23 protein-coding genes are annotated in these 23,817 nt (G+C 41.9%); 1 reads left to right on the top strand and 22 read right to left on the bottom strand.

What is annotated here, in order from left to right; translation table 11 throughout:
• Positions 1 to 19: 19 nt before the first annotated feature.
• From rpsP to FYJ75_RS00555, 14 genes are all read right to left on the bottom strand, one after another.
• Positions 20 to 265 (bottom strand): 30S ribosomal protein S16, encoded by a 246-nt coding sequence (rpsP, locus tag FYJ75_RS00620; protein WP_154427790.1) that lies wholly within the window; start codon positions 263 to 265, stop codon positions 20 to 22.
• A 35-nt stretch (positions 266 to 300) separates the two neighbouring features.
• Positions 301 to 1,659: a signal recognition particle protein gene (gene ffh, locus FYJ75_RS00615; RefSeq protein WP_154427788.1), complete on the bottom strand. Its 1,359-nt coding sequence runs from the start codon at positions 1,657 to 1,659 to the stop codon at positions 301 to 303.
• 1 nt (position 1,660) lies between these two features.
• Positions 1,661 to 2,005 carry a YlxM family DNA-binding protein gene (ylxM, locus tag FYJ75_RS00610; protein WP_154427787.1) on the bottom strand — a complete coding sequence of 115 codons (345 nt, stop codon included), beginning with the start codon at positions 2,003 to 2,005 and terminating at the stop codon, positions 1,661 to 1,663.
• Positions 2,006 to 2,076: 71 nt separating this feature from the next.
• Complete coding sequence (gene ilvA / locus FYJ75_RS00605) at positions 2,077 to 3,288, bottom strand: threonine ammonia-lyase (RefSeq protein WP_154427786.1); 1,212 nt, start codon at positions 3,286 to 3,288, stop codon at positions 2,077 to 2,079.
• A 64-nt stretch (positions 3,289 to 3,352) separates the two neighbouring features.
• Positions 3,353 to 4,294, bottom strand: coding sequence for a signal recognition particle-docking protein FtsY (ftsY, locus tag FYJ75_RS00600; protein WP_154427785.1), 942 nt, complete (start codon positions 4,292 to 4,294; stop codon positions 3,353 to 3,355).
• Between the two features lie 24 nt (positions 4,295 to 4,318).
• Entirely contained in the window at positions 4,319 to 7,879 is a 3,561-nt protein-coding gene (gene smc, locus FYJ75_RS00595) for a chromosome segregation protein SMC (protein WP_154427784.1), read from the bottom strand.
• A gap of 3 nt (positions 7,880 to 7,882) precedes the next feature.
• The gene (rnc, locus tag FYJ75_RS00590; protein ID WP_154427782.1) at positions 7,883 to 8,575 is read right to left on the bottom strand and encodes a ribonuclease III; all 693 of its coding nucleotides are present in this window, start codon (positions 8,573 to 8,575) and stop codon (positions 7,883 to 7,885) included.
• Positions 8,576 to 8,684: 109 nt separating this feature from the next.
• Positions 8,685 to 8,918 (bottom strand): acyl carrier protein, encoded by a 234-nt coding sequence (acpP, locus tag FYJ75_RS00585; protein ID WP_154427780.1) that lies wholly within the window; start codon positions 8,916 to 8,918, stop codon positions 8,685 to 8,687.
• Positions 8,919 to 8,932: 14 nt separating this feature from the next.
• Positions 8,933 to 9,955, bottom strand: coding sequence for a phosphate acyltransferase PlsX (plsX, locus tag FYJ75_RS00580; protein WP_154427778.1), 1,023 nt, complete (start codon positions 9,953 to 9,955; stop codon positions 8,933 to 8,935).
• Between the two features lie 85 nt (positions 9,956 to 10,040).
• Positions 10,041 to 10,691: a YesL family protein gene (locus FYJ75_RS00575; protein WP_154427776.1), complete on the bottom strand. Its 651-nt coding sequence runs from the start codon at positions 10,689 to 10,691 to the stop codon at positions 10,041 to 10,043.
• A gap of 80 nt (positions 10,692 to 10,771) precedes the next feature.
• Complete coding sequence (locus FYJ75_RS00570) at positions 10,772 to 11,713, bottom strand: DNA/RNA non-specific endonuclease (RefSeq protein WP_154427774.1); 942 nt, start codon at positions 11,711 to 11,713, stop codon at positions 10,772 to 10,774.
• Between the two features lie 84 nt (positions 11,714 to 11,797).
• Positions 11,798 to 11,977, bottom strand: coding sequence for a 50S ribosomal protein L32 (rpmF, locus tag FYJ75_RS00565; protein WP_154427772.1), 180 nt, complete (start codon positions 11,975 to 11,977; stop codon positions 11,798 to 11,800).
• 4 nt (positions 11,978 to 11,981) lie between these two features.
• Positions 11,982 to 12,506: a YceD family protein gene (locus FYJ75_RS00560; RefSeq protein WP_154427770.1), complete on the bottom strand. Its 525-nt coding sequence runs from the start codon at positions 12,504 to 12,506 to the stop codon at positions 11,982 to 11,984.
• A 67-nt stretch (positions 12,507 to 12,573) separates the two neighbouring features.
• On the bottom strand, positions 12,574 to 13,767 hold the full coding sequence (locus FYJ75_RS00555; protein WP_154427768.1) for an acetate kinase: 1,194 nt from the start codon (positions 13,765 to 13,767) through the stop codon (positions 12,574 to 12,576).
• 207 nt (positions 13,768 to 13,974) lie between these two features.
• On the opposite strand from FYJ75_RS00555, the gene FYJ75_RS00550 reads away from it, so the two are divergent.
• Positions 13,975 to 15,246: a nucleotidyltransferase gene (locus tag FYJ75_RS00550; protein WP_154427766.1), complete on the top strand. Its 1,272-nt coding sequence runs from the start codon at positions 13,975 to 13,977 to the stop codon at positions 15,244 to 15,246.
• Here FYJ75_RS00550 and FYJ75_RS00545 read toward each other — a convergent pair.
• The 8 genes from FYJ75_RS00545 to FYJ75_RS00510 all read right to left on the bottom strand — a co-directional run bounded on the left by FYJ75_RS00545 (position 15,243) and on the right by FYJ75_RS00510 (position 23,812).
• Positions 15,243 to 16,181 (bottom strand): tRNA dihydrouridine synthase, encoded by a 939-nt coding sequence (locus FYJ75_RS00545; RefSeq protein ID WP_154427764.1) that lies wholly within the window; start codon positions 16,179 to 16,181, stop codon positions 15,243 to 15,245. The genes FYJ75_RS00550 and FYJ75_RS00545 overlap by 4 nt on opposite strands.
• A gap of 3 nt (positions 16,182 to 16,184) precedes the next feature.
• Positions 16,185 to 17,297 (bottom strand): 3-dehydroquinate synthase, encoded by a 1,113-nt coding sequence (gene aroB / locus FYJ75_RS00540; protein WP_154427762.1) that lies wholly within the window; start codon positions 17,295 to 17,297, stop codon positions 16,185 to 16,187.
• 77 nt (positions 17,298 to 17,374) lie between these two features.
• The gene (locus tag FYJ75_RS00535) at positions 17,375 to 18,289 is read right to left on the bottom strand and encodes a CorA family divalent cation transporter (protein ID WP_154427760.1); all 915 of its coding nucleotides are present in this window, start codon (positions 18,287 to 18,289) and stop codon (positions 17,375 to 17,377) included.
• An 85-nt stretch (positions 18,290 to 18,374) separates the two neighbouring features.
• Entirely contained in the window at positions 18,375 to 19,151 is a 777-nt protein-coding gene (locus tag FYJ75_RS00530) for a cupin domain-containing protein (RefSeq protein ID WP_154427758.1), read from the bottom strand.
• Positions 19,152 to 19,187: 36 nt separating this feature from the next.
• Positions 19,188 to 19,694, bottom strand: coding sequence for a DNA-deoxyinosine glycosylase (locus FYJ75_RS00525; RefSeq protein ID WP_154427756.1), 507 nt, complete (start codon positions 19,692 to 19,694; stop codon positions 19,188 to 19,190).
• On the bottom strand, positions 19,694 to 21,346 hold the full coding sequence (locus FYJ75_RS00520; RefSeq protein ID WP_154427754.1) for a Na+/H+ antiporter NhaC family protein: 1,653 nt from the start codon (positions 21,344 to 21,346) through the stop codon (positions 19,694 to 19,696). Before FYJ75_RS00520 ends, FYJ75_RS00525 begins: the two co-directional genes overlap by 1 nt.
• Before the next feature lie 15 nt (positions 21,347 to 21,361).
• Positions 21,362 to 22,156, bottom strand: a complete 795-nt coding sequence (locus FYJ75_RS00515; RefSeq protein WP_154427752.1) for an HAD family hydrolase — start codon at positions 22,154 to 22,156, stop codon at positions 21,362 to 21,364.
• Positions 22,157 to 22,189: 33 nt separating this feature from the next.
• Positions 22,190 to 23,812, bottom strand: a complete 1,623-nt coding sequence (locus tag FYJ75_RS00510; protein ID WP_328596799.1) for a putative polysaccharide biosynthesis protein — start codon at positions 23,810 to 23,812, stop codon at positions 22,190 to 22,192.
• Positions 23,813 to 23,817: the final 5 nt, after the last annotated feature.

Below are 23,817 nucleotides of genomic sequence, written 5' to 3'. Positions count from 1 at the left end.
TACGTCCACCTCACGAATCCTATTTCTCGATACCAGCTTTCTTGAAAATTCTGCTAACGGTTTCTGTAGGCTGAGCGCCGTTTGCTAACCATTTTTTAGCTAATTCCTCATTTACATGATATTCGCTAGGATCTTTTGTTGGATCATAAGTTCCGATCTCTTCGATACATCTTCCATCTCTTGGGGATCTGGAATCTGCTACTACGATTCTATAGAAAGGAGCCTTTTTCTGTCCCATTCTTCTTAATCTGATCTTAACTGCCATTACTGTCACCTCCTCATAGGTTTGCTAAATTTTATTTAAAAAGGAAGTCCTTTGAACATTCCTCTTTTACCACGTTTACCGCCCATCATACCAGGCATTTTCTTCATCATCTTCTTCATCTGTTCAAACTGTTTGACCAGACGGTTGACTTCTGAAATATCCACACCAGCGCCTTTTGCAATACGCTGTTTTCTACTTGGATTAAGCAGTGAAGGATTTGTTCTCTCCTTCTTCGTCATCGAATGGATGATTGCCTCTGTTCTGGCAAGGGATTTCTCCGCCTCATCGGTATCGATATCCGGCATCTTGCCATTGCCAAGCCCCATTCCCGGAAGCATTCCGAGCAATGAAGAAAAACCTCCCATTTTGCGCATCTGACTCATAGATTCAAGATACATATCAAAATCAAATTCGTTTTTGCGCATCTTCTGTTCGAGTTCTTTGGCTTTCTCTTCGTCAATATTCTCCTGTGCTTTCTCAATCATCGAAAGCACATCGCCCATACCAAGGATACGGGACGCCATTCGATCTGGATAAAACTGCTCAAGATCTGAGAGTTTCTCTCCCATACCTACATAAAGGATTGGTTTTCCGGTTACAGCGCGGATAGAAAGTGCCGCACCACCTCTGGTATCACCATCCAGTTTCGTAAGTATTACGCCGTCAATTCCAATCTTCTCATCGAAAGTTCCGGCAACGTTGACTGCATCCTGTCCTGTCATTGCATCAACAACAAGTACTGTCTGGAATACATCAACCTGTTCTTTTATCTCTTCGAGTTCCGCCATCATATCTTCATCCACATGAAGTCTTCCGGCGGTATCGATGATAAGCACATTAAATTCATTCTTACGTGCATGTTCGACAGCAGCTTTTGCAATGTTCACCGGTTTATTTTTATCACCCATTGTGAACACTTCCACGCCCTGTTTCTCTCCGTTGATCTGCAACTGTTCAATCGCAGCAGGACGATAAACATCACACGCGGCAAGCAGTGTTTTCTTGCCTTTTAATTTCAGCTTTCCGGCTATTTTGGCTGTAGTAGTTGTCTTACCAGCACCCTGAAGACCAACCATCATGATCACGGTCAGTTCTTTTCCCGGACGAAACGCAAGTTCCGTTGTCTCAGAGCCCATGAGCTTGACCATTTCTTCATTTACGATCTTAATCACCATCTGTCCCGGGTTCAGACCGTTCATGACATCCTGACCAATCGCACGCTCCTGCACACTCTTTGTGAACTGTTTCACAACTTTAAAGTTAACATCAGCTTCCAGTAAAGCCATCTTAACTTCCTTCAGTGCTGCTTTGACATCATCCTCAGTAAGTCTTCCCTTGCTGCGGAGATTCCGGAATACGTTCTGCAGTTTTTCTGATAAACTGTCAAATGCCATATTAGAGCTCCTCTAGTATCTGATTTGAAATCGTTTCTATCTCATTCATAATATCCGGATTCTTTGTTTTGTAAAATTCTCCTGTCAGATCATGAATCTGGGCAATATCTTTCTTCACCGAAAGGAACTTCTTCACAAGGTGAAGCTTCGCCTCATATTCTTCGAGTTTCTTTGTGCACCGCCGGATCATATCGCTGACACCCTGTCTGCTGATTCCTTCTTCCGATGCAATCTCTCCAAGGGAAAGATCGTTCAAAACAAAATCCTCATATATCTGGCGCTGATGTTCGTTCAGCAGTTCGCCATAAAAATCATATAAATATGTCTGTTCTACTTTCTCTTCCATGTCAGTCACCTTGCATAGATTATCACAAAGAAAAACAGGTGTCAAGTATTTTTTCTTGACACCTGCATTTTTTATAAATTTGTACGTACAAGCTTTGGTTTGTATCCGGCTTTTTCAAGTGCTTTCAGAATCTGTTTTTTATGATCCGTTCCAAAAGACTCCAATGTAATACGCAGTTCCACTGCCACATTTCTGTTTGTTGAAACGAACTGGTTATGCTCAAGCTTGATTACATTTCCCTGTTCTTTTGCGATCGTATCCGCAACTTTTGAAAGTTCACCCGGCTTGTCCGGAAGTAATACGGACACAGTGAAAATACGATCTCTGAAAATAAGTCCCTGCTGTACCACAGATGACATGGTAATCACATCCATGTTACCACCACTTAAGATGGATACAACACGTTTGTCCTTCACGTCGAGATGTTTGAGTGCTGCAACAGTAAGAAGACCGGAGTTCTCAACGATCATCTTATGGTTCTCAACCATGTCAAGGAACGCAACGATCAGTTCATCATCGTCAACTGTAATAATCTCATCAAGGTTTTTCTGGATATATGGGAAAATTTTGCTTCCCGGTGTCTTTACTGCTGTACCGTCCGCAATCGTATTAACACTTGGAAGTGTTGTAACTTTTCCCGCTGCAAACGACGCCTGCATACAGTTTGCACCAGCCGGCTCCACACCGATGACTTTAATCTTTGGATTTAAGAGTTTTGCAAGTGTGGAAACACCAGTTGCAAGTCCGCCTCCTCCGATTGGTACAAGGATATATTCAACAAGTGGAAGTTCTTTAAAAATCTCCATTGCAATGGTTCCCTGTCCGGTTGCAACAACCGGATCATCGAATGGATGGATAAATGTGTATCCTTTTTTCTCTGCGAGTTCTAATGCATGTGCACAGGCTTCATCGTATACATCTCCATAAAGAATCACCTCAGCACCATAACTCTTTGTACGATTTACCTTAATAAGCGGTGTTGTTGTCGGCATTACAATGACTGCCTTACATCCATAACATTTTGCCGCATATGCAACACCCTGTGCATGATTGCCTGCCGAAGCTGTAATCAGTCCCTTTGCGCGTTCTTCATCCGACAATGTGCTGATCTTATAATATGCTCCACGCACCTTATAAGCGCCAGTAAACTGCATATTTTCAGGCTTCAGATATACCTTATTTCCAGTCTGTTCGCTCAAAAAATCACTGTAGATCAATTTGGTTTCCAGTGTTACCTCTTTGACTTTTTCACTGGCTTCCTCGAATTTATCCAATGTCAACATAATTCTCCCTCTTTTCATTCTTTATCTCTTTACCCCGGTAAAGAGTTGTATTATGAAGATCATACTACGAATCTTCTCTCACGTCAAATAAAGCATTTACAAACTCATCCGGATCAAATTTCTGGAGATCATCAATCGTCTCACCCACTCCGATATATTTTACCGGAACAGAAAGTTCTGACTGAATTGCTACCGCAATACCACCTTTTGCTGTTCCATCCATTTTGGTCAGAACAATTCCTGTTATCTCTGCAACTTCCGAAAATTCCTTTGCCTGTACCAATGCATTCTGACCTGTTGTTGCATCCAGAACAACCAGTGTTTCACGATATACATCCGGATATTCTTTTTCCAGAATCCGGTTGATCTTTCCAAGCTCATTCATCAGATTCTTCTTGTTATGAAGTCTTCCCGCCGTATCTACAATAAGAACATCTGCATTTCTTGCCTTTGCAGCTGCTGTAGCATCATATACAACCGAGCCCGGATCAGCACCCTCGGTTCCACCGATCATATCAACACCCGAACGGTTTGCCCACTCTTTCAGCTGATCTCCGGCTGCTGCACGGAATGTATCCGCTCCTGCAATTACAACCTTTTTCCCCTGGCTTTTAAGCTTTCCGGCAAGTTTTCCAACGGTTGTTGTCTTTCCAACTCCGTTCACTCCGATAACCAGAACAACAGATCTTTCATTTTCAAAACGGTATGCTGTCTCTTCTACCTGCATCTGCTCTTTGATGCTCTCAATCAGCAGTTCCTTGCATTCATGAGGTTCTTTGATATGCTGTTCTTTTACTTTCTGGCGCAGTGTATCAAGAATCTGCTCCGTTGCATGCACTCCGAGGTCTCCCATGATCAGAATTTCTTCCAGTTCCTCGTAAAAATCATCATCAATATTGGAAAATCCACTAAAAATAGAATCAATTCCGGAAACAATATTGTCTCTTGTCTTTGTCAGACCTTCTACAAGTCTGCCAAAAAAGCCCTTTTTCTTTTCTTCACTCATACTTATCCGTTCCTTTTATTTATTTTATTCCGTCAGATCATTCTCGATCAGATTAACAGAGACTAACGTTGAAACACCTTTTTCCTGCATGGTGATACCATACAGACGGTCTGCTGCCGCCATAGTACCACGTCGATGGGTAATGACAATAAACTGCGTATTCTCCGTCAGTTTATTCAGATAATTGGCAAATCTTCCGACATTGGAATCATCAAGTGCCGCCTCAATCTCATCGAGCAGACAAAACGGCGATGGTTTCAGTGCCTGGATTGCAAATAGCAGTGCAATCGCAGTAAGTGCTTTCTCTCCACCGGACAACTGCATCATATTCTGAAGCTTCTTTCCCGGTGGCTGTGCGATAATACGTATTCCGCATTCCAGAATATCTTCCTCTTCTACAAGTTCCAATGATCCATGTCCACCACCGAAAAGCATCTTAAATGTTTTATCAAATTCCGTCTGGATTTCTTTGAACTTTTCTGCGAACTGCTTCCGCATTCCAGTATCCAGCTCTTCAATGATTCCCATCAGTGTTTTCTCTGCCTCAATCAGATCATCATGCTGCGTCTTTAGGAATGTATATCGTTCGGACACTTCTTTAAATTCTTCGATTGCATTCACATTGACATCACCAAGTTTGCGGATCTCATCCCGGATTTCTGATATCATTTTCTTAATTTCAGAAAGATCCTGATAATTCTCGTCCCGAAGTTCTGCTGCTGCATGTGGTGTCAGTTCATATTCTTCCCACATGTAATTGATCTGCTTTTCGTCTGCTTCCTTCAGCTTTTCTCTCTGTGAATTCAGACGATAAATCTCCTTATCCAGATCATTCATTTTTCGTGAAATTTCTTCACGTTTCTGGAAAAATCCTTTGTGCGCTTCTGACATCTCCTGTTTTTTCACAAGGCTCTCAGAAAGAGTCTTTTCCAGTTCTTCATGCGCTTTGTCCGAAGCCTGGATCGTCTTTTTGATTTCTTCAATATCATCCAGTTTCTTCTGCACATCATTTTTGGCATTCTGTGCATTTTCCACAAGTTCGGTACGTTCCTGATCAAATTTTCTGATTTCTGCATCTAAACGCCGGATATTCTCCATTGCAAAATCAAGACTCTGCCGTACATTCGCTTCTTCCAGACGAATGGTTGAAACTTCCTGCGATAATGTATTTTCCCTGGAAGATAATCCATCCAGTCTGCTCTGGAATTCTGTATTCTCTTCTTCGATCTCCTTTTCCCGCAATCTGGAATCGGTAATCTCCTGATCGATCTTCGCTTTATTCGCCTCAATTTCTTCCAGCTGATGATCTATCTCTGCAACCTCAGACTGAAGTCCATGAAATACATTTTCACTCTGACTTCTCTGTTCTTTGGCACGGTCAAAATTCATCTGTGCCGTATTCTGCAAAATATACTGTTTCTGAAGTTCTTCTTTGATTTCCGCAAGATCATCCTCTGCAAGACTTGCAGCCGTCCGGATTTCTTCCTGACGGTTTTTCAGATCCTTCATCTTCCCGGAAAGTTCTGAAACAATATGCTCCAGTTCCTCGATCTCTCGTTTTCTCGCAAGAAGATTATTAGAATTACGGAACGCACCACCGGTCATGGAACCACCTGGGCTTAAATGCTCCCCTTCCAAAGTAACGATATTTAAAGAATATCTGTTTTTTCTTGCCAGAGACGTTGCATGATCAATATTGTCCACAACAAGGATTCTTCCCAGCAGATGGGATGCGATCCCTTTATATTTCTCTTCACACTTTACAAGTCTGTCCGCAATTCCGATCACTCCGGCCTCGCCAAGATGCTCTTCCAGTTTTGGATTTGCTCGTCCCTGTACACTGGTAAGCGGTAAAAAGGTTGCCCTTCCATAACGGTTTTCTTTCAGATAGGCAATCATTTTCTTTGCTGTGTTTTCATCCTCCGTCACAATGTTCTGGATGCTTCCGCCAAGCGCTGTTTCAATGGCGATCTCGTATCTTTTATCTGTCTGGATCAGGTCTGAAACAACACCATGAATTCCCGGATTAGAACTCTTTTGTTCCATAACTCTGCGGATACTGTTGCCATATCCATCATATCGTTCTGCAATATTCTTCAAAGAATCCAGCCTTGACTGCTGCTTGTGAAAACCGGTCTGCGTCTCTTCCAGTTCACGTCCTGTCTGTGACAACCGGACTTTCCAGTTCTTTATCTTATCGGAAAGCTCTTTTTCTTTCTGCTGATATGCTTCCAGCCTCTGATTCGCAGCTTCCAGTTCTTTTAAATACCCGGTAAGTACATTCTGAAGATCTGCCTCTTCCGTTTTTCTTGCCAGAAGTCTCTGATTCAGCTGTGCCTTCCGGATATTGATCTGTTCTGTCATTGTGTCAAAACGCTGTTTACGCGCTTTGATCGATGCTTTATTATTCAAAAGCTCAATGATCTCATTTTTTCCTTTTTCAATTCCCGTATTGCAGGTTTCGATTTCCTGCTGCACTAAAAGGAGCTTTTCCTGTACTTCATCGCGTTTTGCAAGGATATCCGTTATTTTCAGATCCAGTTCTTCCTTTTTCTGAACATAATTATCCTTTGCCTGTACGCGTTCTGCTTTTTCTGCATCAATGGCGTCCAGTCTTCCTTTCAGATGCTCATCCGTGGTTTCGGCTGTATGTATCTGTTCATTCAGAACATTGATCTGTCCTTCCAGTTTTCCTTTCATCAGAGTTGCCTGATTCAGTCTCTCACGCAGATCGGTAATCTGATCATCCATTTCCGTGATTGCATGTTCCATCTCTTCGTAATCACGTTTGACATTCTCAAAACTTTCTTTTGTTTCTTCCAGTTCTGAATCTGCGATCTGGAATTTTTCTTCGGCTTCTTTCTGCTCCGATTCAATCCGGTCTGTTTCAAGGAGGAACATGTTGACATCATAATGTTTCAGTTCCTCTTTCTTTTTCAGATAAGTCTTTGCTTTTTCGGACTGCCTTTCAAGTGGTCCAACCTGTCGTTCCAGTTCCGAAAGAATATCGTTTACACGTGTCAGGTTGTCCCTTTCATCTTCCAGCTTTTTCTGCGCGGTATTTTTTCTCTTTTTGTATTTGACGATACCTGCTGCCTCATCAAATAACTCACGTCTCTCCTCCGGCTTTCCACTTAAGATGCGGTCAATCTGTCCCTGTCCGATGATCGAGTATCCCTCTTTACCGATACCCGTATCATAAAACAGTTCCGATACATCCTTCAACCTGCATGGGCTTCCATTGATCAGATATTCACTCTCCCCGGAACGATAAACGCGTCTTGCGATCGTGACCTCTTCAAAATCAATTGCCAGTTTATGATCCGAATTATCCAGCGTGATTGCAACATAGGCATAACTGAGCGGTTTTCGATTCTCTGTTCCTGCGAAAATAACATCCTGCATGGATGCTCCCCTGAGCTGTTTTGCACTCTGTTCACCCAGAACCCAGCGGACTGCATCACCGACATTACTCTTACCACTGCCATTCGGTCCGACAATACCGGTGATTCCATTATGGAATTCGAATACAATTTTATTGGCAAATGACTTAAAGCCATGAATCTCCAGACTTTTTAAATACATAGTTTACTCCCTTATATCTGGTTTCAGAAGAAGAAGTGCGCGATATGCCGCCTCCTGTTCTGCTGCTTTCTTGGTGTGACCGGTTCCCGTACTGATCTTCTTATCGTCAATACGCACCTCTACCGTAAAGCTCTTATCATGATCCGGTCCGGATTCGCCAATCAACTCATAAACCAGTTTTTCATGTTCTTCCTGTATCACTTCCTGCAGGATAGTCTTGCTATCATAAAAGAGCTTTTTATGCTCAATATCTGTGAGAATATACTTCGTCACAAACTCTTTTGCATTAGCAAAACCACCATCTAAATAAATAGCACCGATAATTGCTTCCAAAGCATCGGAAAGAATGGATTTTCTTCGTCTTCCGCCAGTAAGATTCTCTCCCTTCCCAAGGTAAAGATAACTTCCAAGATCAAGCGGCTCCGTACATAACGCAAGCGTAGGCTCACATACAATACTTGCACGAAGTGTTGTCAGTTTTCCCTCTGGAAGGTCTGAATAATTATGATACAGGAATTCACTGGATATAATTTCAAGTACTGCATCTCCCAGGAATTCAAGGCGTTCATTATCAGACAGTTTTTTCATATGTTTTTCATTGGCATAAGAACTGTGCGTCAGTGCCTGTCGCAAAAGTCCTTCATTCTGGAAAGTATATCCTATCATCTCCTGAAATTCTTTTAATTTTGCTGACATATATTTCTCCTCATATTTCTTTCATAAATGATCTGCTAAAATCCAGAAAAAGCCCTTTCGATAAAGGGCTTTATCCAGACATATAATTCATTCTTTTGTACCAGATTGATTAATTGTTTACTGCTTTTTTGATTGCTTCAACAGCATCTCCAACGGTAACGATCTTCTCAGCTTCCTCATTTGGAATCTCGATATCAAATTCCTCTTCGATTCCCATAATGATCTGGAAAACATCAAGAGAATCTGCTCCAAGGTCATCAATGAATGTAGACTCCATTGAAACTTCGTTTTCATCCACGTTTAATACCTCAACGATAATCGCTTTTAATTTTTCAAATTCCATAGTTCAATTCCTTTCTAATCCTGCTCAATCGGCTGGTCTGTAATTCTATCTTTAATTTTGCCATTGATATCCTCATTTTTAAATGTGACACACTGGAAAATTGAATTTGTAATCTCTGTCGCCTTGGAACTTCCATGTGTCTTCACTACAAGACCGTTCAGTCCAAGCAATGGAGCTCCACCATACTGGCTCGCGTCAAACGCTTTCAGAGTCTTCTTCAAAGATGGTAAAGCCAGAGCCGCACCGATCTTACTCTTTAGTGTGCTCATAAGTCCCTGCTTAATCACACCGATCAGTGTAGCACTGAGACCTTCGTAAAGTTTTAATATCACATTCCCCGTAAATGCCTCACAGACGATTACATCTGCTCCGCCATGAGGAATCTCTCTTGCCTCAATACTTCCAACAAAATTAATGTCCCTGCATTCTTTTAACAACGGAAATGTTTCCTTTACAAGTGCATTTCCTTTTTCCTCTTCTGCACCGATATTTACGATTGCCACACGCGGGTTCTTGATTCCAAGCACACTCTCCATATATATGGAACCCATCCTGGCAAACTGTACAAGGTGGGACGCTCTTGCATCTACATTTGCTCCACAGTCAATCAGCAGTGATACTCCCTTCTCTGTCGGAATCAATGGTGCCAGTGGTGGTCTTTCAATGCCTTTAATTCTTCCAACGATCACCTGTCCGCCCACCAATATTGCACCGGAACTTCCAGCAGATACAAAAGCGTCTGCTTCCTTCTGCTTCACCATGTTCATTCCGACAACAATAGAGGACTGCTTCTTCTTGCGGATCGCCATAACCGGCGGTTCTGCCATCTCAATTACTTCCGGAGCATGGACAACCTCTATCTGATTCTCCGGATAAGTATATTTTGCAAGTTCTTCCTTCACGGCATCTTCCTGTCCGATCAGGAAAACCTTAATATCATTGCGGGTAGAAACTGCATCGACTGCACCTTTTACTACCTCTGCTGGTGCATTATCTCCGCCCATCGCATCGACTGCGACTTTTGTAATATCCTGCATGTCTCCCCAGCCTCCTTCATATATCTATTAGAAAATATACTATAACTAATTCTATAAATCAACAGAAAAAATATATGGATATTTTCTAATTAAAACTCTCCTGGTTACGTTCTTTTTCTGCTTCAATATCTTCTTCTGACATATACTTTAAGAATCGTCTCTCAAGAATATGGTTCTCAATATATGTAAACAGCGCCGGAATAAAGAAAATGGCCGGTGTGAAAATATAGCAGACAAAAACGGATGCAACCCAGAGGACCAGAATCAGAACGGTCCACGGAAGCTCCGCAATCGCAATTCTTCCCGCATTGTTCATACTTTCTTTTCTTGTATTTTCAAATCTGCTGATATATGGAAATGTGTACAGATTCCATGAAATCAGAAATACGATAATCACAATAAACACGATCGTAAGTACTGAATGTGCAGATCCTGTCATCATATGATTGGTAAGATATAAATCTACTGCCATAATCAAATATCCAAGGAGGCTGAGCAGCCAGATTGGTGTGGCAACCTTAAAGTTGCTCTTAAATCCGTGCCAGAATTCACTTGACACATACCCTCTGTTATGACGAACGGATTTATTCACGGAATAATAAAGTCCACACATCGAAGCTCCGATCGTAAAAATCGGAATTGAACTGATTACAAATAAAATACTAAGCCATACGACATCCACTATTTTTGTCATAACTTTTGAAAATGCATTATCCGGATTAAAAAAATCACCCATATGTATACCTCCATTCCTTAACCCTACCACTATAACGCATCCATAATCCTATCGTCAATTCTTTTTTATAAATCCTACATTTATTGTGGGGGATTACATTTCGAACAAGGCTTAAGCCCCTGTTCTTTTGCCTCTTCCAATGTAATTTCATGATCGCTTTTCGACAGATAACTGCATCCGGCAGAATGATATTTCGTCCCCGTATCCGTCACATGTACCATAACGCTGCTATCATCGTTCCCGTCAGTACTGCTGTTATCCTTATCTGTTATGGCATTCTGTTGTCCAGAAGGTACATTCGATTGTACTTCTGTTTTATCATTGTCTTCACTGTCCTCTGCCAGCCAGCTGTCTCCAGTTGCATAATCAATTGTAATGCCCGGCTGCACGTTATAACAATAAACGTGGAACAGAATTCCTGCTCCTTTGTCCTCCACCGATTCCGCTTCTATACGTACTCCGCTTGCCACCAGATTGTCCCCTTCAAATACAGGTGTAACCCGATATAACACATGATTGTCCGTTTCATTTACATAATCAGCAACCATATTTTCAAAAGGAAGCATTCCCACTACATTCAGATATCTGGTTCCCGTAATCAGATTCTTTTCATTCGCATTCTCTCCCGCCAGCTGATAGCCGATCAGATGACATCTGTTATAAAGATACTTTCCATCTATGATGTCATACTTTACGGTATGCCATCCGCTTGGACGTATCATTCCAATCTCGCCTCTTTCTTCTGTCGGCATGATTTCTTTACATATATTTGCATATGCCACCTGGCATCTTCCAAGAGCGTCTAATTCGCTGTAATCTTCAAATGCGTCCGTAGTAAGATCATCCTCTGAAAAATACGGCACATTATTATTCACCGTAACATAAGGTGTGGTTGCAGATTCCGGAACTGTTTCCTGTGATGCAGTACTTTTCTGATCTGTATAAGTTGATACATCACATCCGCTGAATAAGAGAAGTGCTGCAATCAGAAGCCAGAAAAGTCTGAATCTGTTCTTTCTCATATCCGTTATGTCTCCTTATTTTTTTGCAAAATCAAAGGGCTGAGCGAAATCGCTCAGCCCTTGATATCACTGCATTCCTACAAATTAATCCTGAGGAATGATCTCTTTTTTGTTGTAAGATCCACAGTTCTTGCAAACTCTGTGAGGCATCATTAAAGCACCACATTTGCTGCATTTTACTAATGCTGGAGCAGTCATTTTCCAGTTTGCTCTTCTTTTATCTCTTCTTCCTTTGGAAGATTTATTCTTTGGACAAATGGACATTTGTTTACACCTCCTTAAACTTGTTAAAAATATCTTGGATTGCTGCCATTCTTGGATCAAGTTCTGTTCTCTGGCAATTGCAGGCTCCCTTATTCAAGTTCATCCCGCAGACTTTGCAAATTCCTTTACAATCGTCCTTGCACAGAACTCTCATCGGCCAGTTCACCAAAATTTCGGCGTAGACAAGTTTATCTACATCCAGTTCAAACCCAATCAGGTAGTCAATTTCTTCCATATCTTCATCAACAACAGAACCGTCCTGTATGATCAGCTCTTTATCAATGTCAAAATGGATCGATGTCGGAACATTCTCCAGACATCTGCCACACGGAATATCTGCAACGAGATCCACAGTACCCTGAATAAGAAGCTTCTTATTCTCCTGGTTTGCGATTCTCAGAATTACCGGTGATTTACTGCGGATAGGGAAATCTCCTAAACGCGACTGGAAGGAGTCAAAATCATACGTAACTTCCTCTTTCGTCTCTTTATTAATCGATTTTAAAATGTCAGAAACATCAATCTTCATGGCATTCTCCTATTCACACCTAAACAATTATACATATGGCATTATTGTTTGTCAACAAAATTTTTCATTATTTTACAAGAGCAACCGTCTCTCTGCAAATTGCAAGTTCTTCGTTTGTAGGAACTGCAAGACAGATTACTTTTGAATCATCTGCAGAAATTACAGACTCAACTCCGGCAGCCTTTTCGTTTCTTGCGTCATCAACTTTTACTCCAAGATATCCGAAATGGCTTAAGATTTTTCCACGAACCATTGCATTGTTCTCACCAAGTCCTGCTGTAAATGCGATTGCATCCACACCATTCATTGCAGCTGTATATGCTCCGATATATTTTGCAACACGATAAGCAAATGCATCAATTGCAAGTCTTGCCTTCTCGTTACCTTCTCTTGAAGCAGCGAGCAGATCACGGAAGTCGCTGGATACTTCAGACATTCCTGCAATACCGGACTTCTTATTTAATACGTTCATAACCTCTGCAAGAGAAAGATTCTCTTTCTGGGCAATAAATTCTATGATTGAAGGATCAATATCTCCGGAACGTGTTCCCATGATAAGTCCCTCTAATGGAGTAAGTCCCATAGATGTATCTACAGATTTGCCATGGTCAACCGCACATACACTGGCTCCGTTTCCAAGATGGCAAACAATAATCTTCATATCTTCATATGGTCTGCCAACAAGTTCAGCAACTCGTTTGGATACAAAGCTGTGGCTTGTTCCATGGAATCCATATCTACGTATTTTGTACTTCTCATAATATTCATATGGAAGACCATACATATATGCAACATCCGGCATTGTCTGATGGAATGCAGTATCAAACACACCGACCATAGGTACATTTGGCATTAATTCCTGGCATGCACGGATTCCGATCAGATTTGCAGGATTGTGAAGTGGTGCAAGATCATTGCATTCTTCAACAACTTTTAATACTTCATCTGTAAGTAATGTGGATGAAGCAAATTTCTCTCCGCCATGTACAACACGGTGTCCGACTGCATCAATCTCAGAAAGAGATTTGATTGCTCCTGTTTTCTCATTTACAAGTGCATCTAAAACCAGCTGGATTGCCTGTTTATGTGTTGGCATTGCTGCCTCAGTAACCTCTTTATCAAGACCTGCTTTCTGGTATGTGAGTCTTCCGTCAATACCGATTCTCTCGCAGAGTCCTTTCGCAATTACAGTTTCTGTATCAGAATTGATCAGCTGATATTTTAAGGAAGAACTTCCACAGTTAATTACTAATACATTCATGATTATTTCTCCTCATCTATTTATTTTTTCCACCGCTCCTATTATATTCCTATTTTTGGGGGTACACAAGCTAATTTTACAAATATTCCCTATTAAATATATTCCTTGATTTTTTCCTGTATTATACACATTTTTTCCGTATACAATTGCCGTGATTCCGGCATCATGTTATCATAATTATAAATTTGTGAATACCAGGAGGAAAGTATGAAGATTGCAGGTGTCATCGCAGAATATAATCCATTTCATAACGGACATTACTATCAGCTTGAACAGATAAAGCAAAAAACCGGAGCTGATTATATTGTAGTTGCCATGAGCGGCGATTTTCTGCAGCGCGGAGTCCCTGCTCTCACCGATAAATATGCCCGCACAAAAATGGCACTGTCTGCCGGAGCAGATCTTGTAATCGAACTTCCATGCGTATGGGCAACCGCCTCTGCTGAATATTTTGCCCAGGCAGGTGTCCGTTTATTCCAGAAGATGGGAAATGTTACACACCTTTGTTTTGGTGCTGAATGCGATGATCTGGATCTTCTTTTATCCATTTCCTCACTTTTGTCACAGGAAGATGCTGCATATCAGAATTTCCTGTCACAGAATCTGAAAAAAGGGCTCTCCTTTCCTGCTGCAAGAAGCCAGGCTCTGTCATCCGCTGTAAAAAAAGACCCTGCTTTATCTCGGAAACTTCCAGAAATTACACTTCTTTTAGCATCCCCAAATAACATTCTTGCGCTGGAATATTTAAAAGCATTACAGCAGACAGCTTCTGCCGCAAAGGCAATCACTCCGGTTCTGATTCCAAGAAAGGGAGACGGATACCACGCACCCGATATCCATTCCGCGCTTGCTTCTGCCACTGCAATACGAAAAGCGCTCTTTGCAGGTCATTGTGCCCAGGAATTATCTGCTTCCATGCCGGAAACAACCATCCATATTCTGGATGCATACCAAAAGAATTTTCCGTTTCTGGATGAAAATTCTCCCTCACAGATGCTTGCCTACCGTCTTTTTTCACTTTCTGAAAAAGACTATGACTGCTTTGCCGACTGCAGCCACGACCTGTCCAACCGGATTGACAATCAGCTCGGGCAGTATCAGACTGTCGGACAATTTACTTCTTTATTAAAGACAAAAGAAATCACCTATTCCAGGATCAGCCGTGCTCTTATTCATATCCTTCTTGATATTCGAAACAGCGATTATGATTTTGGAAAAAGCATGGACTGGATTCCATATCTTCGAATCCTTGGTTTTCGGAAGTCTGCGGGTGCCCTGCTTTCAGATATGAAAAAAGAAGCATCTGTTCCTCTCATTACCAAAGTTGCAGACGCTTCCACGATTCTTACTTCCGATGCATATTCTTTTTTCAAAAAAGACCTGTTCGCGGCAGATCTTTACCGGCAGCTTATGATCGCAAACGGCGCCTCGCTTCCCCAAAATGAGTTCACACAGGGGCTGATCCTTATTGATTCCTAAGCTTTCGTTTCTTCGAAAAGCATTCTCACTTCCTGTCCGTATTCCATGAGTGTAGATGCTTTTCGTATCTTTTTAAAATGCTTTTTATCAGCCGGGAACAAATCTTTCCAATATCCCCAGAGTTCCTTCATGCGAAACAGGACATTACGGTCTCCCGATATATATTCCCGGTATCCACTCACAATCTCATCATGAAACTGTTCAAAACGAACAAGATCAAATTCTGTCATCCTCCCGCTCACAATCCCTTCTGCCAGCTGTGGATTCCATAAAAGTCCACGTCCAAGCATGTATCTTTCACATTCCGGATTTTCTCCTGAAACAGTTTGAAAATCCACGGTTGTAAAAATATCCCCGTTATAGCACACCGGCTGTGGCAATACTTTTACTGCTCTCGAAAAAAGATCACGATGTACCGTTCCCCGATAAAATTCCTTTCCGAGCCGCGGATGTATGATCACCTCACAAAATGGATACTTTTTATAGACTGCAAGCAGCTGTTCAAACTCATCCGTTTCTTCCACTCCGACTCGTGTCTTGATGGAAAGCGGCATGTCAGAATTTTCAAAGTATACTTCAAAAAAACGATCCAGTTTTATCGGATCATCCAAAAAGCCTGATCCTTTTCCCTTTGCTGCAACCGTTCCCGACGGACAGCCAAGATTCAGATTGATCTGTGTATAACCCAGTTCCTTCAATTCCCTGCTGATGGAGATCATTTCCTCCACCTGACAGGTGAGAACCTGTGGGACAAGGGTAATCCCACGATTATTTTCCGGAAGAATGTCTCTTCGTTCTCTTGCATCCATATTCTTTTTGGTATGTGGTGTAATAAACGGTGTGAAATATTTATCCACACCGCCATAATATTTATGAAAAGCATTCCGGAACACAAAACCGGTAATTCCCTCTAAAGGGGCCATATAAATCTGCATCCTTTACAACTCCATGATGATTTCTCTTGCCAGATCTTCCTCGATCGGTCTTGCATAGACACCCGGTGTATATTCTACAATATCCCCGATTCCTTTCTGCAAAACAAAACGGAGTTTTCCATCTCTGACTTTCTTGTCTGTATAAAGCTTATGTACAAGCTCCTCACGATCGATATAATCCGGAATCTCTGTCGGAAGTCCTGTCTTTTTATAAAGGTCGATCACTCTTTGTGCCTCTTCTTCTGACATATAACCAAGACGTGCAGACAATAACACCTCGGCAGCCATTCCAATTGCCAGTGCCTCCCCATGTAACAGCTTGTATTCACTGACTGTTTCAATAGCACGTCCAACCGTATGTCCCAGATTTAAGATCTCGCGCAGTCCGCTTTCCTTCTCATCCTTCATTACGACCTGATATTTAATATTACAGTTATTCTCGGTAATATATTCACATGCAAACTTTTTAAAATTCATAATATCATCAAGGTTTTCCTCAATGAACTCAAACATATCCATACTTGCCATACATGCATGTTTGATGGTTTCTGCCATTCCGCTTCTCATCTGACGATCCGGAAGTGTTTTCCAGCATGCAATATCAATGTACACCTTCTTTGGCTGATTGAATAATCCGATCAGATTGGTTGCAAGCGGCGTGTCTACCGCTGTCTTTCCTCCAATTGATGCATCTGCGGCTGCAAGAAGTGTTGTCGCATAATTAATGAACGGCACTCCTCTTCCATAAGTTCCTGCTAAAAATCCTGCGATATCAGAAACAACACCTCCTCCGATTGCAATGACACAGCAATCTCTGCGATAGCCCTTTTCTAACATTGCATCTTCAAGTTTTGCCTTTGTTTCACGCGTCTTGCTTTTTTCGCCGGCCGGGAAAACAAACATATCTACCAGAAATCCGGAATGGATCAGCTTCTCGCAGATTGGTTTTGCATACAGATCGCGGACATTACTGTCTGTGATCACGGCAAATCTTTTGATCTTGCCGACCAGTCCCTTTTCCAGATCCTCAACAAGCTGGTTGGAAAGTTCATAGCCGATCTCAATTTCATAACTGTCATCTACGACTTTTTTTAATTCTACATTAAATGAACTCATATATCACCCTACTCCTCTTTATACTTTCGCACTTTGACGTCATAATGTTATAGTATAATACATTATATCCGATTTTCCTACCAGAAGTTCTTTTTTTTGAAAATAATCAGCGAAATGATAATAATAATCACACAGATAAAGATCACTGCCGGATACCCATACCTGCTGTAGATTTCCGGCATATATTTAAAATTCATTCCATACCAGCCTGCCACCAGTGTCAGTGGAAAACATATGGTTGTCACCATGGTAAGTGCTTTCATGACATCATTTTGCCGGATCTCAATCTCCGACTGATACACTTCCTGAACCTGTATCATATATTCCCGGATGATCTGTGTCTGTCCGGCGAGGAGACTACAGCGCTCCTTAAATCCATTCATCCAGTTTTCCTTACTTTCCTTTTCCGAAAATTCCCCAAGTTCTGTCAATTCCTGACTTAATTCCACCAATTGATTATAATACCGGTAAAAACGGGCAATCTGCTTTTTGACCGGAAGCATTCTGGCGTTAAATTCCGGACATTTTCCTTTCAGGACTGCCTCCTCAAGCTTTGCAATCTCCAGTTCGACAGACTGCAGAAATTCAAGATCATCTTTTAAAATGCTCTTAAACCATTGTTCCAGGAGGCTGGAAAGATATCCCGCTGCCCATTTTTCATCCTGCTCCTCCAGCTTCGTTTTCTCATCCATTTTCTTCATGATCTCTGTCATATTCTTAACCAGGAAATCATCTTCTCCAACAATCACAAACAGATTCCCTGCAATCCAGATACTATAGTAAAATTCCTTTGTTTCACTCTTTCTTGATGGTGTTTCCATCTGTATCCGCAACCGGTCCCGCTTCCGTTCCATTCTGCAATAGCGAAGAGAAGGCGAAAAAGGGCGGACACAAAGGTTATTTCTGCACTCTTTCGTATCCGCCCATTCCTGCCCGTTCATAACGGCAATATATATTTTTTCTTCCTTTTGGGATCTGATCCATGAATTCATGTAGTATTCCTTTCACTCTCATCTCTTCATGGATAGATTGTTCTTTTCAACCTTAAATTATGCACCATAGCAAAAGAACTGTGTTTTACAGACCGACTGCCTGCTTTGCCAGCTTATCCGCCTCTTCATTTCCTTCTACTCCGGAGTGTCCCTTTACCTTTTTGAATTCGATCCGGATCTGGTCTTTCACAGACTGAATGAAATCGTAATAGGCAATCGTGCCTTTTTTATTCCGTTTCCATTCACCTTTTGCCCATTTTTCAATTCCCATATAATCATAAAAAATCGTAATTTCCGCAATCCCAAGTTCCACTGCCTTTTGAATCGCAGCCATACTTCCCAGAACCTCTCCGGCCACATTATGCATGGATGCCATCTCAGGATCTGTCCCGCTTCCCTGCAGAATCTCCTTTTTCCCATCATGCATCACAAATCCGCCATATCCATATGTACCAGACACTTTATTATAAGATCCGTCGACATAAGCAAAGCATTGTGTATCTTTTTGTTCTTTTGGTTCTTCTGCAGCCTCAGTCAATTCAGGAACTACTGCAAAAAACACAAGATCTTCGGTTCCATCATTGATAAAACTATGCGTGTGTCCCTTCGGGCAATAATGCGCCTCCCCTGCCTGAAGCTGTTCTTCTGTTTCATCATAGATCATCCGGCCTTTTCCGGAAAGAACGTAGATGATCTCACTGTTTGTTTCATGGGTATGAAGTCCGATGGATGCTCCCGGTTCCAGTGTCCCATACATAATTTTTGCAGAACCGTCATCAAACATTCTTGTCCGGAATGTCTGCATGCCACCTTTAAAATTTGCAATCTTTTTCTCTTCTACACTGCCAAAATCAATACGCATATCTCGATCTCCTTGTGAATTTTACTCATAATTTTTCTATTTTGCCGGAATTACCGTCTGCCAGCTTTCCATCAGCCGTCCCATGTTCCACGCTGCATTGGCAGGACTCGTTGACGGCATCTTCTGACAACATTGTCCGGTAGACGGATAAATATATTTCTGATACAGTTCGTATGCTTTTGTTCCGTTTGCAATAATCTTCTCGATCGGAGCTTCCTGCAGAATTTTCGAAATATCGTTCGGAACAACATTTCGAATACTTGCATCCGATGATCCTGTAATCTCACAGGATGCAATCACATCCCAAAGCGCAATGTGGTGTGTAAGAAGCATCTGCTTTTTCTCCTCTATGCTCTCCGGCACCGGAATCTGTAAAAGACCTGCTAACAGTTTCCAGAACCGGTTTTGCGGATGTCCATAATAAAACTGCTGTTCTCTGGACTTTACAGACGGAAAACTGCCAAGTATCAGTATTCGGGAATGTTGATCATACACTGGTGCAAACTCATGATACACCAGATGCTGCCCGTCATTTTCTTTCATCAAATTGCTTCCTTTCCTCCGGTTTTTGATCGTATTCCCAAAAGAAGTCCCACAAGGATTACAATGCAGACCGGAAGCACCAGCCATGTGAGTGCCCGTAACCCGGCTGCCATGAAAATTCCGATCAACATGTAGCCAAACAAACATACCCCGGCAACAACCATAACATACGGAAGCTGTGTCACAACATGATTTACATGCTCACAATGTCCGCCCGCTGAAGCCATGATCGTTGTGTCCGAAATCGGGGAACAGTGATCCCCACAGACTGCACCGGCCAGACATGCTGCGATTGAGATTACCATCATTTGTCCTTCCGGGAAAACTCCGATCACAATCGGGATCAATATACTGAATGTTCCCCATGAAGTTCCTGTTGCAAATGCCAGAAAAGCGGCAACAAGGAAAATGATCATAGGAAGGAATCCCTGCATTGCCTCTGCTGAATGTGCAACAAGATCTGCTACAAAATATTTTGCTCCAAGAAGATTGGTCATTCCCGATAACGTCCATGCCATTGTCAGAATCAGAATCGGTGCGATCATCGACTGGAAACCTTCCGGAATACATTTTGCAAATTCCTCAAATGACAGCACATCACGCATCATATAATAAACAAACGTAAATGCAAGTGTAACTGCACCGCCTAATACAAGACCGACTGAAGCATCTGAACCTGCAAACGCTTCCACAAACGAAGTTCCCTGAAAAAATCCACCGGTATAGATCATTGCGATAATACAGCTTGTGATCAGCACAACTACCGGAAGAACAAGATCCAGCACGTGTGCTTTCTCATTGACAACCTCTTCTTCGTTTCCCTCATAAGGCCGCCCCGGCGTTGTAAATAAATCTCCTGCAATTGCATTCATCTCATGCTTTTTCATCGGTCCAAAGTCCACGCGAAGCAGCGTCACCAGAACAACCATGACCAGAGTCAATATTGCGTACAGATTATACGGAATCGTCTGAAGAAAAACAGCAAATCCGTTAATCTTTGCATCTTCCGGAACGGAAGAAGTAACCGCAGCTGCCCAGGAACTGATCGGTGCAATAATACACACCGGTGCTGCCGTTGCATCAATAATATAGGATAATTTTGCTCTGGAGACTTTATGCCGGTCTGTGACCGGACGCATAACACTTCCTACTGTAAGGCAGTTAAAATAGTCATCCACAAATATCAGAACTCCAAGGATCATAACCGATATCTGTGCTCCGATCCTTGTTTTTATATGTTTAGATGCCCATTTTCCAAACGCGGCTGAGCCACCGGCTTTATTCAGCATAGAAACCAGAATTCCAAGCATAACAAGGAACACCAGAATACCAACATTCCAGGAATTCGCCAGTTTGCTTACCATTCCACCATCTTCCTGGAAAAATATGGTATTGATCATCAGCTCCAGGTTAAAATTCGAGTACAAAAGTCCTCCCGTAATAATTCCCGCAAGCAGAGATGTATATACTTCTTTGGTGATCAGGGCAAGTCCGATTGCGATTACCGGCGGCAGAAGTGCTACAATCGTCGCATAAGAACTGCATGTGTAATTTTCCGGATCTGTAATTATTCCAGGTGTCATTGCTGTTACGACACAAAGAACCGCCAGTATCCCAATAAATATTAACATTCCAACCCGTTTTCTGTTCATTCCCATTCTCCAATTCTAATTCATGTTCTTCAATAGATCTCTCAGGGTCTGTTCCACGCGATAACAGCTTTCTCCCGGTATATCGCGTATTGTCGGATTACAGTTCTCCATAATATAAGGATGTCCGACATATCCAAGCATCGTACGGTCATTTTCATTATCTCCAAAGGCCGCCATCTCATCCGGAGCAATATTTAAGAGATTTCCAATATGTTCCATCGCACTTCCTTTACTGGTTCCGTTCGGTGCAAAATCTACCCAGCGGTTACCCGAGGTCACAATCTGGCAGGAATCCTTGAATTTTGCCTGAAAATCGGCAGTAACCGGATCACGATCCTCAGCTTTTGTAAAATAAGAAACTTTGATGATCGGTTCCATAATCTCTTCCGGTTTTTGTATGATTGTAACATCATTTCCGACATCGTCCCTCACATATCTTACATAATCCTCCGACTTCGGGATCAGATAACTGGTTCTTTCTCCCGAAATCAGCACTTCACAACATGGATTATCATACACGGTATGACAGATATCAAGCGCCAGAGAATCTTCAAACTGATTCTTATAAATTACCTGATCCTGATACATAACAAGCGCTCCGTTCTCGCATAAATAAAGCATCTTATCATGACGTTTATGAAATAACTTCAAAAGACTTCCATATTGTCTTCCACTTGCAGGAACAAAATACACATCCTGCTCCTTAAGTTCATCCAGAAGTGGAAATAATTCCTCATTACAGGTGATCTGTCCATTCTGCAATAATGTTCCATCCAGATCACTTGCTATCAATCGAATTTTACCAGCCATATCCTAATTCCTTTTCTATTTGTTCTATATTAATTACATCAAATGCAGTTTTTCTGCAACCGTAACAATCTTCCCGCCAAATGGGATCAGATCCAGTTCCTCTTCGGTCAGGATCTTTAATTTGATCACACAAATAAAATATACAATCCCGGCCACTGCAATCGCACATATCAAAGCAATTACATTTCTTGGAAGCAGCATATATACAGCATGGTATGTTGCAAAAGCGAAAGCTCCCATGATAAGTGTCGCAAGAACCGGCCATACATACAGTTTCATAACATTCTCTTTCAGTCCTGTATACTTATGAACAGAAAGTGTATTCAAAAAGAACATGGTAAATGAATAAATCAACAGGCAAATTACAAGCGCATACAGATTCAGCTCTGTAAATGCCAGTAAAAGTGCCAGAATACCACTTTGAAGTGTCAGCGCCACGGCCGCATTGCGAACCGGGATCTTCACTTTGCCAAGTCCCTGCAGGATTCCATTTCCAAGTGCCGACAGCGAATCAAAAATAACTGTAATTGCTGTCATCATAAGAAGTCTGGATGCAAGATCCAGCGAATCTTTCTGTGGAAAAAGCAGCTGCATAACCGGTTTTGCCAATACGAGAAGTCCCACCGCACATGGAATTGCAATAAGAAGCGTTACAAACATTGCATTTTCAATTCTCCGGTTTGTCGCACGTTCGTCTCCGATTGCACGGCTTGACGCAATTGCAGGAATCATCGCTGAAGACATCGCCACCGCGATCGCGATTGGAATATTCAGGATTACTAAAGATTTTCCCGAGAAAATACCATACTGTGTTGCAGCCTGAGCTGACGTAAATCCTTTAAAATGAACCATGGTTTTCGTGTAAACAACCAGGTTAAATGATACATTAAAATTATAAATAAACGTACTGATAATGATCGGAGTCACCATCGAAAGCAGCATTCCAAATATCTGGCGATAAGAATCCACTTTCCCCGACTGATCTCTTGCCGTACGTTTTTTTATGTAACCACGATTGAGCATATATGCACAAAGCATAAAAATAAAAGCAATCAGTACACCGCTTCCGGTACCGATCGTACTTCCCACTGCACCGCTTATCGCCTTATCTGTAGAATCTGTACTTCCAGTTGCCCGGATCAAAAGATATGCAGCCAGAATACTTACAACAGCATTTAACAACTGCTCTATAATCTGTGAAATCGATGTCTGAAGCATAGAACCATGTGCCTGAAAATAGCCGCGGAGCACACCGACAAAACCTGATATAAAAACGGTCGGTGCAAATGCCTTTAATACAACCGCAGCCTGTCCTTCCAGAAACAGTCCTGCTCCAAACAACAGGAAAATGCTCGCGATTCCGCCGACCACGAACACATATAATAAGGCACAGCGAAATATTTTCTGCACATTCCGGTATTCTTTTTTCGCAAGCTTTTCTGCAATAATCTTCGATAGTGCAGATGGAATACTATAGGAACAGAGCAGCAATACAATCGTATAAATACTGTATGCCGACTGATAATATCCGTTTCCCTCATCACCAATGACAGAAGTAAGCGGACTTCTGTATAAAATTCCAATAATTCGGCTGATAATTCCTGCTGCTGCAAGAATACCAGCCTGTTTTATAAATGATCCTTTTTTGTTACCCACAGCTG

This window comes from Roseburia porci (genome assembly GCF_009695765.1).
Lineage (GTDB): Bacteria > Bacillota > Clostridia > Lachnospirales > Lachnospiraceae > Roseburia > Roseburia porci.
This window is presented reverse-complemented; position numbering and strand designations above follow the sequence as displayed.